The 13,377-nt window shown below is 61.9% G+C and carries 11 protein-coding genes; 5 read left to right on the top strand and 6 right to left on the bottom strand.

The features are described 5' to 3' along the window. Positions 1 to 843: 843 nt before the first annotated feature. The 6 genes from paaK to paaF all read right to left on the bottom strand — a co-directional run bounded on the left by paaK (position 844) and on the right by paaF (position 7,041). Complete coding sequence (gene paaK, locus AC07YV_RS26125) at positions 844 to 2,169, bottom strand: phenylacetate--CoA ligase PaaK (protein WP_102702679.1); 1,326 nt, start codon at positions 2,167 to 2,169, stop codon at positions 844 to 846. Between the two features lie 99 nt (positions 2,170 to 2,268). Next, positions 2,269 to 3,480: a 3-oxoadipyl-CoA thiolase gene (gene pcaF / locus AC07YV_RS26120; RefSeq protein WP_102702678.1), complete on the bottom strand. Its 1,212-nt coding sequence runs from the start codon at positions 3,478 to 3,480 to the stop codon at positions 2,269 to 2,271. After that, entirely contained in the window at positions 3,473 to 3,922 is a 450-nt protein-coding gene (gene paaI / locus AC07YV_RS26115; protein ID WP_102702677.1) for a hydroxyphenylacetyl-CoA thioesterase PaaI, read from the bottom strand. Before paaI ends, pcaF begins: the two co-directional genes overlap by 8 nt. Beyond that, positions 3,915 to 5,432, bottom strand: a complete 1,518-nt coding sequence (paaH, locus tag AC07YV_RS26110) for a 3-hydroxyacyl-CoA dehydrogenase PaaH (RefSeq protein WP_102702676.1) — start codon at positions 5,430 to 5,432, stop codon at positions 3,915 to 3,917. The genes paaI and paaH overlap by 8 nt, the downstream gene beginning before the upstream one ends. Positions 5,433 to 5,435: 3 nt before the next feature. Then, positions 5,436 to 6,227 (bottom strand): 2-(1,2-epoxy-1,2-dihydrophenyl)acetyl-CoA isomerase PaaG, encoded by a 792-nt coding sequence (paaG, locus tag AC07YV_RS26105; protein ID WP_007972022.1) that lies wholly within the window; start codon positions 6,225 to 6,227, stop codon positions 5,436 to 5,438. Between the two features lie 40 nt (positions 6,228 to 6,267). Next, on the bottom strand, positions 6,268 to 7,041 hold the full coding sequence (gene paaF / locus AC07YV_RS26100; protein ID WP_102702675.1) for a 2,3-dehydroadipyl-CoA hydratase PaaF: 774 nt from the start codon (positions 7,039 to 7,041) through the stop codon (positions 6,268 to 6,270). 348 nt (positions 7,042 to 7,389) lie between these two features. Here paaF and paaY point away from each other — a divergent pair, with 348 nt between their 5' ends. The 5 genes from paaY to AC07YV_RS26075 form a co-directional block, all read left to right on the top strand. Further along, on the top strand, positions 7,390 to 7,980 hold the full coding sequence (paaY, locus tag AC07YV_RS26095; RefSeq protein ID WP_102702674.1) for a phenylacetic acid degradation protein PaaY: 591 nt from the start codon (positions 7,390 to 7,392) through the stop codon (positions 7,978 to 7,980). Positions 7,981 to 8,118: 138 nt separating this feature from the next. Further along, complete coding sequence (gene paaX, locus AC07YV_RS26090; protein WP_007972019.1) at positions 8,119 to 9,042, top strand: phenylacetic acid degradation operon negative regulatory protein PaaX; 924 nt, start codon at positions 8,119 to 8,121, stop codon at positions 9,040 to 9,042. 101 nt (positions 9,043 to 9,143) lie between these two features. Further along, positions 9,144 to 10,058 (top strand): transcriptional regulator FeaR, encoded by a 915-nt coding sequence (gene feaR / locus AC07YV_RS26085; protein ID WP_102702673.1) that lies wholly within the window; start codon positions 9,144 to 9,146, stop codon positions 10,056 to 10,058. A 682-nt stretch (positions 10,059 to 10,740) separates the two neighbouring features. Beyond that, entirely contained in the window at positions 10,741 to 11,052 is a 312-nt protein-coding gene (locus AC07YV_RS26080) for a DUF6124 family protein (RefSeq protein WP_102702672.1), read from the top strand. Positions 11,053 to 11,440: 388 nt separating this feature from the next. After that, a partial coding sequence (locus AC07YV_RS26075; protein WP_494990367.1) for a phospholipase D-like domain-containing protein occupies positions 11,441 to 13,377 on the top strand: 1,937 nt, incomplete at its 3' end.

Genomic DNA, 13,377 nt, shown 5'->3' with positions numbered 1-13,377 from the left:
GGCTTCGCTTCGACCTACATGCAATGAGTTCGACTGCGTCGAACGGCGCTGCGCGCCCATCCCCGGATGAACACCTCTGCTCAGCCTGCCGAGGGGGCGGGTGGATCAAGATCAAGAGCTGCAGGCGAGCTAACGCTCGGCCTGTTGAGTGGTGGGGAGCGTTTGTGTACGCCGACCTGCCTTTGCTCTTCTGTGGGAGCGAGCCTGCTCGCGAAGGCGGCCTGCCAGCCGATCGAAATCTTGCAGATGTACCGAATGCCTGTGGGAGCGAGCCTGCTCGCGAAGGCGGCCCGACAGCCGACTGGAATTTTGTGGCTGTATCACCTCCAAAAGATCGCAGCCTCGTTGCACTCGACAGCTCCTACAGGGGAATGCGCTTGCATCAGAACCAGGCCGGCCGGTAGGCCGCCTCGGACGCTGTTGCGGTGTACGCCCCCTCGTGAGGCCGAGCGCAGGTTCTGCGCAGTGGGCAACCCGGCATGGAGGCCGGGTTAGCCGCCCCCGGCCATGGATGGCCGATGGCGGCGGGCTCTGTAGGAGCGAGCTTGCTCGCGAAAAACCTGAGAGCACCGCGGGGTGCCAGGCTTCCCGCATCATCGTTGACCTCCATCGCGAGCAAGCTCGCTCCTACAGGCTTTTCCAAGTGACCCGCTGTAAGAGCGGAACCATAGGAGGCCGTTACCGAAGAAACGGATATGTACGCAATCAACAAAAGACAGGCTGGCAGTCAAGCCGCCTTCGCGAGCAGGCTCGCTCCCACAGGAATAGGGCTCGACTCCAGAGTCGGTAAAGCCCGGCCAAAAAAAAGCCCCGCAATAAGCGGGGCCATAAAGGGTGCAGCAGTCATGCTTTCGGACGTTTATCCAACACGTGGCAAGCCTTGCCCTCGGATCGCTTGATCGAATGGAAAGGCTGCAAAACAACCCGCGAACTGATCCCGATATACGTCTTGATGTGTTTGCTCAGTTCCCCGCAAACAGCCTTCTGCTGTTCATCGCTCAGGTGCTGGTGCTCAGCCTTGAGCTCGACATGCACATCAACGCTGTCCAGGTTGCCATTGCGATACAGATGGATCTCGTAGCACTCGGCGAGTTGTTTGACTTTGAGTACCTGTTCCTCGATCTGTGTCGGAAACACGTTGACCCCGCGGATGATCAGCATGTCGTCGCTGCGTCCGGTGATTTTGTCGATGCGGCGCATCGGTCGCGCCGTACCCGGCAGCAGGCGCGTCAGGTCGCGGGTGCGGTAGCGGATCATCGGCAGGGCTTCTTTGCTCAGGGAGGTGAACACCAGTTCGCCCATCTGGCCGTCCGGCAGTACTTCGCCGGTGATCGGGTCGATGATTTCCGGGTAGAAATGGTCTTCCCAGATGGTTGGGCCGTCCTTGGTTTCGGCGCATTCCATGGCGACGCCCGGCCCCATGATTTCCGACAGGCCGTAGATGTCCAGGGCGGTGATGCCCAGGCGCGCTTCGATGGCGCTGCGCAGTTCGGCGGTCCACGGCTCGGCGCCGAAGATGCCCAGGCGCAGGGCCAGTTTGTGCGGGTCGATGCCCTGGCGCTCGATTTCGTCGGCGATGTTGAGCATGTACGACGGCGTGACCATGATGATGTCCGGCTGGAAATCCTTGATCAGTTGCACTTGTTTTTCGGTCTGGCCGCCGGACATCGGGATCACCGTGCAACCCAGGCGTTCGGCGCCGTAGTGCGCGCCGAGGCCGCCGGTGAACAGGCCGTAGCCATAGGAAATGTGCACCTTGTCGCCACGGCGGCCACCGGCGGCGCGGATCGAGCGGGCCACCACGTTGGCCCAGGTGTCGATGTCGTTCTGGGTGTAGCCGACCACGGTCGGTTTGCCGGTGGTGCCGCTGGACGCGTGCAGGCGCACGATGTCGTTCATCGGCACGGCAAACATGCCGTAGGGGTAGTTGTCGCGCAGGTCGGACTTGGTGGTGAAAGGGAATTTCGCCAGGTCGTCGAGGGACTTGATGTCGTCCGGGTGCACGCCCAGCGCATCGAAACGCTGACGGTACAGCGGCACGTTGTTGTAGGCGTGGTTCAGGCTCCAGCGCAGGCGCTCGAGCTGATGCTGGCGCAGCTCGTCGATGCTGGCGGTTTCCAGCGGGTCCAGCACAGGGTTCAGCACGGCTTGGGCAATTGGCATGTTCATGTGTTCACTCGAATTGTTTTTGTGTTCCAGCCCTTTTGCACAAGGGCTTTGAGTGCATGCCCCAAGGATACCTCTCGGCTCCTCGGGAATCGCGATTCTTTAGTGGGATAGACGCTCGATGATCAGCGCGATCCCTTGGCCGACGCCGATGCACATGGTGCACAGGGCGTAGCGGCCGTTCCGTTCCTCAAGCTCATGCAGGGCGGTGGTCACCAGTCGCGCGCCGCTCATACCCAACGGGTGGCCGAGGGCGATGGCGCCGCCGTTGGGATTGACCCGTGGATCGGTGTCGCTCAGGCCAAGCTCGCGCAGCACCGCCAGACCCTGTGCGGCAAACGCTTCGTTGAGTTCGATCACGTCCATGTCGGCCAGGCTCAGGTTGGCCACTTCCAGCACCTTGCGTGTGGCCGGCACCGGGCCGATGCCCATGATCCGTGGTTCGACGCCGGCAGTGGCCATGGCCACGACCCGGCCGCGGGCGGTCAGGCCGTGGCGCTTGGCGACTTGCGGACTGGCCAGCAGCAGCGCGCAGGCGCCGTCGTTGACCCCGGAAGCGTTGCCGGCGGTGATGCTGCCGCCTTCGCGGAACGGCGTGCCCAGTTTGGCAAGCTGTTCGAGCGTGGTGTCGCCCCGTGGATGTTCGTCGTGCTCGACCACTTTGGCCGGGCCTTTGCGCTGCGGGATTTCCACGGCGACGATTTCCTTCGCCAGGCGCCCGTTGGCCTGGGCGGTCGCTGCACGCTGCTGGCTGCGCAGGGCGAAGGCGTCCTGGTCGGCCCGGGAGATGTTGAACTGTTCGGCGACGTTCTCCGCGGTTTCCGGCATGGAGTCGATGCCATAGGCCTTTTTCATCAGCGGATTGACGAAACGCCAGCCGATGGTAGTGTCGAAGATTTCCGCCGAACGGGAAAACGCCTGCTCGGCCTTGCCCATCACCAGCGGTGCGCGGGACATCGATTCGACACCGCCGACCAGCATCAACCCGGTTTCGCCGCTGCGAATCGCCCGGGCAGCCGTGCCCACCGCGTCCAGCCCTGAGCCACACAGCCTATTGAGCGTGGTGCCGGGCACGCTGACCGGCAACCCGGCCAGCAGCGCCGACATGCGCGCAACGTTGCGGTTGTCTTCGCCGGCCTGGTTGGCGCAGCCGTAGATCACGTCGTCGACCGTGTTCCAGTCGACTTGCGGGTGGCGGCGCAGCAGTTCGCGCAGCGGCACCGCACCGAGGTCGTCGGCGCGCACGCTGCTCAGGACCCCGGCGTAGCGGCCTATCGGGGTGCGGACGGCGTCGATGATCAGGGCGTCATTCATTCGGGTTCTCCTGCGTCAGCACCGGGCCGCGCACTTTGTAGGATTTGCCATGGAACAGGGCGATCAACTGGCCCTGCTGGTTTTCGATGCGTACGTCGTAGTTGCCAGTGCGCCCGGAACGGCTCTGCTCGATGCAGTCGGCATTGAGCGTGTCACCCAGACGGGCCGGGGCGATGTAGTCGATGCTGCAACCGATGGCCACGGTGGCCTCGTTGTAGCTGTTGCAGGCAAAGGCGAACGCCGAATCGGCGAGGGCGAACAGGTAGCCGCCGTGGCAGGTGCCGTGGCCCTGGACCATGTCGGCGCGCACGGTCATGCCCACTCGCGCGCAACCGGGGCCGGCCGAGAGCAGGCGCATGCCCATGGCCTGGCTGGCGGCGTCGCGCTGGAACAGCGATTGTGCACATTCACTGGCCAGGGTCATGGCTTCATGGTTAGTCATGGAATGTTCTCCCTTCGGCGACGCGACGGCGCAGCAGCAGCGACGGCCGGTAGCGTTCTTCGCCATAACTGGCTTGCAGGTTTTCCAGCACGTTCAGAACGTGCGACAGGCCAATGGCATCGGCCCAGGCCAGCGGCCCCTGTGGATAATTGACCCCGGCGCGCATCGCCAGATCGATGTCGGCAGCCGACGCGACGCCCTGCAGCAGGGCATCGGCGGCTTCGTTGGCGAGCATCGCCACGGTACGCAGGACGGCGAGGGCCGGGCTGTCGCTGAGCAGGCTGACCTTGAGGCCGGCCCGTTGCAGCAGGGCCACGCCTTGTTTGAGGGCCTGCGGATCGATGCCAGCCGCATGGCTGATGGCGATGCGTTTGGCATTGCCGTAATCGAACGCCAGATCCAGCAGGATCAGGTTGCGCAGCCCGTCTTCACGAGCCCGCTGACAGGCCATGCGCCCATCGCTCAAGGCCAGCACGGCGTCACCGACCCGCAGCAAACCTTGACCATCGCGCTGGACGATCTCGACGCCTTGTTCACGCAAGCGTGCGAGCAAGCCTTGTGCTATACCGAGGTTGCCCTCCACGGCACAGACCTCGACTATCGCATCGCTGCTGATTTCAGCGGCTTGCGGGCGTTCCGCGCCTTGGGCGTAGCGGTAGAAACCCTGGCCGCTCTTGCGTCCCAGACGGCCGCCGTCCACCAGTTCTTTCTGGATCAGCGACGGCAGGAAGCGCGTGTCCTGGTAATAAGCGTCGAACACCGAGCAGGTCACGGCGTAGTTGACGTCGTGGCCGATCAGATCGGTCAGCTCGAACGCGCCCATGGCAAAGCCGCCGGCTTCGCGCATCAACGCATCCAGGGTTGGGCAGTCGGCCGCGCCTTCCTGCAGCATCCGCAGGCTTTCGGCATAGAACGGCCGGGCCACGCGGTTGACGATGAAGCCCGGCGTGGAGCGGGTATGCACCGGTTTTTTGCCCCAGGCCTTGGCGGTGTCGTAGAGACATTCAGCCAATGCCGGATCGCTGGCCAGGCCGGAAACAATTTCCACCAACGCCATGACCGGCGCCGGGTTGAAGAAGTGCAGGCCGAGCAGGCGCTCCGGATGTGCAAGCTGCGCGGCGATGCTGGTGATCGACAGCGACGAGGTGTTGCTGGCGAGAATGCAGTGTTCGCCGCAGATGCCTTCGAGCTGGCGGAAAAGTGCACGCTTGACCTCGAGGTTCTCGACGATGGCTTCGATGATCAGCTCGCAATCGGCCAGGGCATCGATGGCTTCCACCGCTTGCAGGCGGGCAATGGTTGCGCTGCGTGACTCGGCGGACAGCTTGCCGCTTTCGACCCGTTTGCCCAGTTGTCGATCGATGCCTTCGATGGCCTGCGCCGCCGCGCCGGGACGGTTGTCCAGCAGCAACACCGGATGGCCGGCTTGGGCCGCGACCTGGGCGATGCCGGCGCCCATGGCCCCGGCGCCGATCACGGCGATGCGTGCAGAGGTGTTCAATGCGGTCATGACTCAGCGTCCCTTGAAGCTTGGGGTGCGTTTTTCCATGAAGGCGCCGACGCCTTCGCGATAATCCTCGCTGCGCCCGGCCAGGCGTTGCAGGTCGCGCTCCAGTTCCAACTGTTCGTCGAAGCTGTTGCTCAGGCTGGCGTTGAGGCTGCGTTTGATCAGCGCCAGGCCGTAGGTGGGTTGAGTGGCGAGGTGGCGGGCCAGTTTCAGCGCTTCGTCGCGCAGGTCGGCGTCGTCCACGCACTGGTAGATCAGGCCCCATTGCTCGGCCTGTTCGGCGCTCAGGCGATTGCCAAGCAAGGCCAGGGCTTTGGCTCGGGCCATGCCGACCAGGCGTGGCAAGGTCCAGGTGCCACCGGAATCGGGAATCAGGCCGATCTTGCAGAACGCCTGGATGAAACTGGCCGAACGCGCCGCCAGCACCAGGTCGCAGGCCAGCGGGATGTTGGCGCCGGCGCCGGCGGCGACGCCGTTGACCGCACAGATCACCGGCAGCGGCAGGTCGCGCAACTGGCGGATCAGCGGGTTGTAGAACTTCTCGATGGATTCGCCCAGGTCCGGCACGGCGCTGCCCGGCGCGACATTGCGGTCGCTCAGGTCCTGCCCGGCGCAGAAGCCGCGACCTTCACCGGTCAGCAGTAAAACGCGCACGTCCGGGTTCTGCCGCACTTGTTTGAGCGCTTCCTTCACTTCGCCATGCATCTGGGTGTTGAAGCTGTTGAGCTGGTCTGGCCGGTTGAGGCTGAGCAGGGCGACGCCGGCGTCGATGGAAAACAGGATGTGTTCGAAGTTCATGGTCTGGGCGTTCTCTTGGCAGTCGTTCGAATTCGTTGGATTACTGGCCGGTGAAGGTCGGCGCGCGTTTTTCCTGGAAGGCCGCAATGCCTTCGTCGCGGTCGCGGGTGCCGGCCAGCACGGTGAAGGCGTGGCGCTCGAAGCGCAGGCCGCTGGCCAGGTCGGTGTCCATGGCCTTGAGCAGCGCTTCCTTGGCCAGGCGCACCGCCAGTGGCGCCTTGGCGGCAATGCCGCGGGCGATGTGCAGGGCGCGGTCGACGGTGAACTCCGGTTGAGTCACTTCGCTGACCAGGCCGGCGCGCTGTGCCTGGCGGGCGTCGATCGGTTCACCCGTGAGGACTATCTGCATGGCCATGGATTTGCCGACGGCGCGCAACAAACGTTGGGTGCCTCCGGCGCCGGGCATGATCCCGAGGTTGATTTCCGGCTGGCCGAAGCGCGCGTCTTCCCCGGCAATGATGATGTCGGCGTGCATCGCCAATTCGCAGCCACCGCCGAGGGCGAAGCCGTTGACCGCGGCGATCAGCGGTTTGCTGAAACGGGTGATGGTTTGCCACGAGGCCTGGCGCGGGTCGTCGAGGATGCCGACCAGGTTGCGTTCGGCCATTTCCTTGATGTCGGCGCCGGCGGCGAAGGCCTTGCGGCTGCCGGTGAGGACCACGGCGCGGGTGTCGGGGTCGGCTTGCGCGGCGTTCAGTTCAGCGGCCAGTTCGCCCAGCAACTCGGTGGTCAAGGCGTTCAGGGCTTGCGGGCGCTGCAGGGTAATCAGGCGGACGCCAGGCTCGATCAATTCGACGGCAAGGGTCAGAGGCATGGCGGATGCCCTCAGGGTGCACGCTCGGCGTGGTGCCGGCTCGTTATTGGATCGGCCTCGGGGGCCGGTTTTGCCCAAGTATAGCTACAACGTGATACGCAAATGCAATAATAAAATTGATTTAATGTGTCCTAATTGTGTGGTTTTCGATTTTATGTCTTTCTGTTGAAGGGGCGCTGATAATGGGTTTTCCCCTGAGTTCATTGGGCTTTGTAGCGTTTTTAGGGGCACATTGGTTTTCGTCGGAAAGGTGAGTTTCAAGTGATACGGTTTTTAGTCTTTGTGCTGGTAAAAGTGATGTGATACAAAATAGGCCATTATTTGCATCGCTTTGCGAAGGAACCTGCCATGACCTGCTACAGCCTTGATGGCCTGACTCCGGTGGTTGACCCGAGCGCTTATGTGCACCCGTCTGCCGTATTGATCGGCGATGTGATCATCGGCCCGCATTGCTATGTGGGGCCGTTGGCCAGCCTGCGCGGGGACTTCGGGCGGATCGTGCTGGAGGAGGGCGCCAACCTGCAGGACACCTGCGTGATGCACGGTTTCCCCGACAGCGACACGGTGGTGGAGCGCAACGGCCACATCGGCCACGGCGCGGTGCTGCACGGGTGCCGGATCGGCGCCGATGCGCTGGTGGGCATGAATGCGGTGGTGATGGACAACGCCCGGATCGGCCCGCGTTCATTCGTGTCGGCGGCGGCGTTCGTCAAGGCCGGCTTCGAATGCCCGGAACAGTCGTTGGTCATGGGCGCACCGGCCAGCATCAAGCGCAGCCTCAGCGATCAGGAAGTGGCGTGGAAGCAGGCCGGCACCCGGGAGTATCAGCAGCTGGCCCAGCGTTGCCTCGAGCAGATGCAGGTGTGCGAGCCACTGAGCGAACCGGAACCGGATCGCCCGCGTATCAGTGACAGTGGCCTTCGACCGAAAAGCAGCTGATCCCCCTGTGTAGGAGCTGCCGAAGGCTGCGATCTTTTGATTTTGTTTTTTTGAACAATCAAGATCAAAAGATCGCAGCCTTCGGCAGCTCCTACGGAGTTTCGGTATATTCCTTTTCTTTTTTTGCACGGAACGCCCATGTCGTCCCTGACTCCCTTGAACCACCTGATTACCCGCTTCCAGGAGCAGACGCCGATCCGCGCCAGTTCCTTGATCATCACGTTGTACGGGGATGCCATCGAACCCCATGGCGGCACCGTGTGGCTGGGCAGCCTGATTCAGTTGCTCGAACCCATCGGCATCAACGAACGGCTGATCCGCACCTCGATTTTTCGCCTGACCAAGGAAGGCTGGCTGACCGCCGAGAAAGTCGGTCGCCGCAGTTACTACAGCCTGACCGGCACCGGTCGTCGCCGTTTCGACAAGGCCTTCAAGCGGGTCTACAGCACCACGATGCCGGCCTGGGATGGTTCCTGGTGCCTGGTGATGCTCTCGCAACTGACCCAGGACAAACGCAAACAGGTGCGCGAGGAACTGGAATGGCAAGGCTTCGGCGCGATTTCGCCGGTGGTGCTGGCCTGTCCGCGCAGCGACCGGTCCGACGTCAACGCGACCCTGCTCGACCTCGGCGCCCAGGAGGACACCATCGTCTTCGAAACCACCGCCCAGGACGTCCTGGCCTCCAAGGCCCTGCGCCTGCAGGTACGCGAGAGCTGGAACATCGAGGAGCTGGCCGCGCATTACAGCGAGTTCATCCAGTTGTTCCGGCCGTTGTGGCAAGCCCTGCGCGAGCAGGAAAACCTGCAACCGGCCGACTGCTTCCTGGCGCGGGTGCTGTTGATTCACGAGTACCGCAAGCTGCTGCTGCGCGACCCGCAACTGCCGGACGAGTTGCTGCCCGGCGACTGGGAAGGCCGCGCCGCCCGCCAGTTGTGCCGCAACATTTACCGTTTGATCTACGCCAAGGCCGAAGAATGGCTGAACGCTGCACTGGAAACGGCCGACGGCCCGTTGCCGGATGTCGGTGAAAGCTTCTATCGGCGTTTTGGCGGACTGAAGTAGCACGTCATTGTTCAGGGAGTGGTGCGGTTCAGGAGACTTGAAGCATCCGGTGTCGTGTGGATTGACGTAGACAATAAAAATAAGCCTGCGTGAGGCCTGACATGATTTCTACAACAGCACAGCGCCAGGATGGGTTCGACCAGTGGATCCATCAGATCAACCAGATCTGTGGCGCCTTCAACGCACAACCCCTGGGCAGCGAATTTGCCGGGCGCATCCGCGAATACCAGAGCGATGCGCTCAAACTCAGTTTCGTCGACGTGTGCCAGGCGCGTTTGTACCGTACGCCCCAGGAAGTCGCGGCGGGTGAGGGCGGCAAGTACTTCGCGGTGTTCCAGCTCGACGGCACGGCGGGCATGGCCCAGGGCGACGACAAGGTCTTGCTGTCCCCCGGCGATATCACGCTGATCGATGCCTCGCGCCCCAGCGATTTCACCTACGGCGAAAACTCCCGGCAGTTGTCGCTGATCCTGCCGTATCAACTGGTCGAGCAAACCCTGCGCTTCAACCCGGTCAAGTGCGGCCACCGGATTGCCGCGACCTCGCCCATCGCCATGCTCTCGCACCGGCTGATCCTCGACGCCACCCGCCAGCAGCACCTGACCCGCCAGGAAAGCGAAGCGACCCTGGAGGCGATCGTCAGCCTGCTGCGCCCGGCGATCAGCCAGGCCGACGACTGCACCGATGCCCATGAGCGGATCTTCCGCAAGACGCTCACCTGCATCGACGAAAACATTCGCTCCGAAGACCTGTGCCCGGAATGGCTGGCGCGGGAAGTCGGCATGTCCACCCGTGGCCTGTACCGAATGTTTGCCAAGAAGGGACTGGTGGTGGCGCGCTACATCAAGAACCGTCGCCTGGACCTGTGCGCCGAATCCCTGCGCCAATCGGGCAAGGAGCAGAAGTTGTCGGTGCTGGGGTATTCGTGGGGGTTTTCCGATTCGAGCTACTTCTCCACCGCGTTCAAGTCGCGCTTCGGCATTGCGCCGGGGGAGTATCGCAAGCGGTATGCCTGATGAATTTTCATGAACACCGAATAACCCTGTGGGAGCGGGCTTGCTCGCGAAGGCGTCGTGTCAGTCGACATCAATGTCAATGACATACCGCTTTCGCGAGCAAGCCCGCTCCCACAGGTATTGCGTACGACCTGGTTACTTCGGTGTGCTGAGGTTCAACGTCGGCGTTTCATCGAAGAGGTTCCACGGATGCTTCTGCTGGGTGCGTAGGATGCTTCCGGGTGTTGGCGCACCTAACCTGTAGGACCGTTCACTATCTTGTCGGCGCCCCAATGCCGCAGCTGCTTTTTGACAGGGTTAAACCGTTCGTATCGAGCGCTACACCAGAGCGCAAACCCTGCTCGTGTAAAAGCCCTCAAGGTTACTTCGTGAAAGCCACAGCGCCTTGCGTCGTTGCCTACACATACCCCAGAATCCGCCGGCTTGTGCGCCTTGGGGCCGCTCGGTAACTTGCTCCGCGTCACTGATTGTCAGTGATCGGGTTTAGTAGCCCGTGGTTGTTGGTAAGGTGCATAGCGTTCCCTTCAGTCAGGTATTCATATGCCTGCATTTGATGGTGGCTGTGCGCAGGGCGCTTCGGCGCGCCGGTAAATGCTGACTCCCCGGTCTACTAACCTGCGTACAGCCGCCACCCCTCGTTTAGTAGCAAGGTGGTAGCGGCTCCATTCAGGAGTTTGCAAATATGTTCAAAGTGACACCGAATCCGCCGGACACTGATCCGACATCCCCATCCGACCCCATCCCCTCTGCCGCCAATATCATGGCCACCCCGCGCAAACTCAGCACGATGTTCATCGTCAACCCGGAACTCGATACCGCAACCCTGCTGGCCCATGCCTGCGAGTCACTGGCATCGGCCAACGTCATGACCATGGATCTGGCGGATCGAACGGAAGGGACAAGTCGCAATACCCTGCTGGGCATCGCGCAAGTCATCCTGTTGGGGGAGCTGGCGGTGAACCAGGCGCTGGACCGGATTGATGCGCTTGGATAGAGGATCAACGATCGGGATGAGGCCTGACACACTGATGGAATTACCTGAACACTGATTAACCCTGTGGGAGCGGGCTTGCTCGCGAAGGCGTCGTGTCAGTCGACGTCAATGTCAATGACATACCGCTTTCGCGAGCAAGCCCGCTCCCACAGGTATTGTGTTTACCGTTTACTTCGGGGTGCTGAGGTTCAAGGTTGGCGTTTCATCGACCCGGTATCAACAGCTCATTGCGAATCCTGCCTCGCTGAAACTCTATCCGCACCAGCAGCTTCGAATGTCGGTGTATTTGCCGGTTCGTAACCTCGTTGAGGTTTAGTCTCTCGGACGGGTACTACGCCATGTCAGGACTCGACCTACACCTTTTCAGGAATGCGCCGACTTGTGACCGTTGCCTGCCGTCATAAACGTTCGGCTCCCCGGACTGTTTTGCCTGCCTTGGACCTCGATTGACAGATTCGCTTCAGCACAATGGCTGCCCGGTTCGGGCTTGCGGGCGGCCAATACCCTACTTCCCCCCCCCAAAAAAAAAATCGGAGGCTTGAAGATGGCCACTCCCACGATCATCGTCCCGATCGCCACCAGCAAAACCAACTCCTGCCAACTCAACCTGCCGTGGTTCGTGCAGCGCACCGAATACGACCCGGTACCCGCTACCTTCGAGCCGCTGGTTAACGGCGAGCGCGCATTCGGCGCGGTCTATGACGCCATCCTGGCGGCCAAAAGCAACGTGGAAATCATCTGCTGGGGCTTTCAGCCATCGATGTACTTCAAGCGCGGGGACAGCAGTTCACTGTGCATCGGCCAACTGCTGGGCATGGTGGCGGCTAAAGGTGTCAAGGTACGCATATTGTGCTGGTCCGATAGTCTGCACCTGACGGCGGCATTCGCTGAAAACATGACACCGGGCCGCAACCTGGCCTCGTTCATGTCAGGTGGCCGCAACGATGCCCAGCGCGAGTTCGACTGGGAATGGTATCGCCGGGCGACGAAGACCGACGTCAAGCGACGCTCCTGGTTCGAAAGCCATACGCCACTGGGGGCCCTCTCCCGCGCGAGGGGCGATTGGCTGGCCAAGGCCTTCAGCTTTGGCAAGGAAGCGTTCGAGAACATCGAGTTCGTCGCGCGGGACCTGAACCTGACGGACCGCGTGGAAATTGCCTGGCAGGTTGCGTTGAACAGCGCAGACGGCCAGCGTTCGAGATTCAACAAAGCGGCCACCGCCGGTGCGATGTCCATGATCCCGACACACCATCAGAAGATGGTGCTCGTCGATTACGAAACGCCCGATACCGCCGTCGGCTTTGTCATGGGGCATAACATGCTGGATGCCTACTGGGACAAGAACGATCACAGCGCCGCAAAGATGCACGCACAAACGGGGCGCAATGGCGAAACCCCGCGCCAGGACATTTCCAGCCGTGTGACCGGCCCGGTCCTTGAGTACCTCAACCACAATTTCGCCCAGGCCTGGTTGCATGAAACAGGTATCGATCTGCTGACTCCGAGAAAGGCCATTGCCAGCGCGCTCAGGCCACGGGCGGGGTTCGGCCCGCGAATGATGGCGCAGGTCTTGCGAACGCAGTTTCAGGAAGGTCGGCAAGACATCAAGGCGAACTACCTGCAAGCGGTAAGGAATGCGACGCAGTTTTTGTATCTGGAGAACCAGTACTTCCGTTGGCCGCCCTTGGCCGAGGAAATCAAAAAAGCTGCAGCGGTCCAGGTGGCCTGGGGTCGAAACACGGCCGTGCACGGCCCGATCTATCTGTTTGTCGTGACCAACTCCTCCAATGAAGGCATGGGCGATGGCACGGTCAACACCTACCGGATGCTCAGGCAGCTGGGGCGTCCGGATGTCATCCCCGAGGTCTCCCGGCTGGAGCGCCGCGATGAACTTCAGGAACAAGTCGCTCAAGCCAGGCAGAAGGTCCTCGACGCCCAGCGCGAATCCACCTTGTTCAACCGCGGTTATGGCCATATTCACGGCGAATGGGTCAGTCGGGCCTACGAACCCATCGAGGCTCGACTGAAAGCGGCGCAGCAACATTACGAGGAATTGGTGGACAGTCTTCCTCAGGAAAATGCAAAGCCCGTGCTGCCCGAAGAGATTCCGGGCCTGAAGGTCGTGGTATGCACCCTGGTCGCTCCGGACTCACCACCCGGCAACTGGCTGGATGTGTATATCCACAGCAAGTTGATGATCGTCAACGACGTGTTCACCACTTTGGGGTCGGCCAACATCAATACGCGCAGCATGGAAGTCGACAGTGAGTTGAATATCTGTGTTGAAGATCCGGCGGTTGCCAAGCCTTTGAGGAAGCAGTTGTG

This window comes from Pseudomonas sp. GW456-E7 (genome assembly GCF_059424105.1).
This window is presented reverse-complemented; position numbering and strand designations above follow the sequence as displayed.

Excerpts from the sequence above, each read along its gene's own strand:
- paaK (WP_102702679.1), bottom strand. The coding sequence starts at position 2,169 with ATGAACATGCCAATTGCCCAAGCCGTGCTGAACCCTGTGCTGGACCCG.
- pcaF (WP_102702678.1), bottom strand. The coding sequence starts at position 3,480 with ATGAATGACGCCCTGATCATCGACGCCGTCCGCACCCCGATAGGCCGC.
- paaI (WP_102702677.1), bottom strand. The coding sequence starts at position 3,922 with ATGACTAACCATGAAGCCATGACCCTGGCCAGTGAATGTGCACAATCG.
- paaH (WP_102702676.1), bottom strand. The coding sequence starts at position 5,432 with ATGACCGCATTGAACACCTCTGCACGCATCGCCGTGATCGGCGCCGGG.
- paaG (WP_007972022.1), bottom strand. The coding sequence starts at position 6,227 with ATGAACTTCGAACACATCCTGTTTTCCATCGACGCCGGCGTCGCCCTG.
- paaF (WP_102702675.1), bottom strand. The coding sequence starts at position 7,041 with ATGCCTCTGACCCTTGCCGTCGAATTGATCGAGCCTGGCGTCCGCCTG.
- paaY (WP_102702674.1), top strand. The coding sequence starts at position 7,390 with ATGACCTGCTACAGCCTTGATGGCCTGACTCCGGTGGTTGACCCGAGC.
- paaX (WP_007972019.1), top strand. The coding sequence starts at position 8,119 with ATGTCGTCCCTGACTCCCTTGAACCACCTGATTACCCGCTTCCAGGAG.
- feaR (WP_102702673.1), top strand. The coding sequence starts at position 9,144 with ATGATTTCTACAACAGCACAGCGCCAGGATGGGTTCGACCAGTGGATC.
- AC07YV_RS26080 (WP_102702672.1), top strand. The coding sequence starts at position 10,741 with ATGTTCAAAGTGACACCGAATCCGCCGGACACTGATCCGACATCCCCA.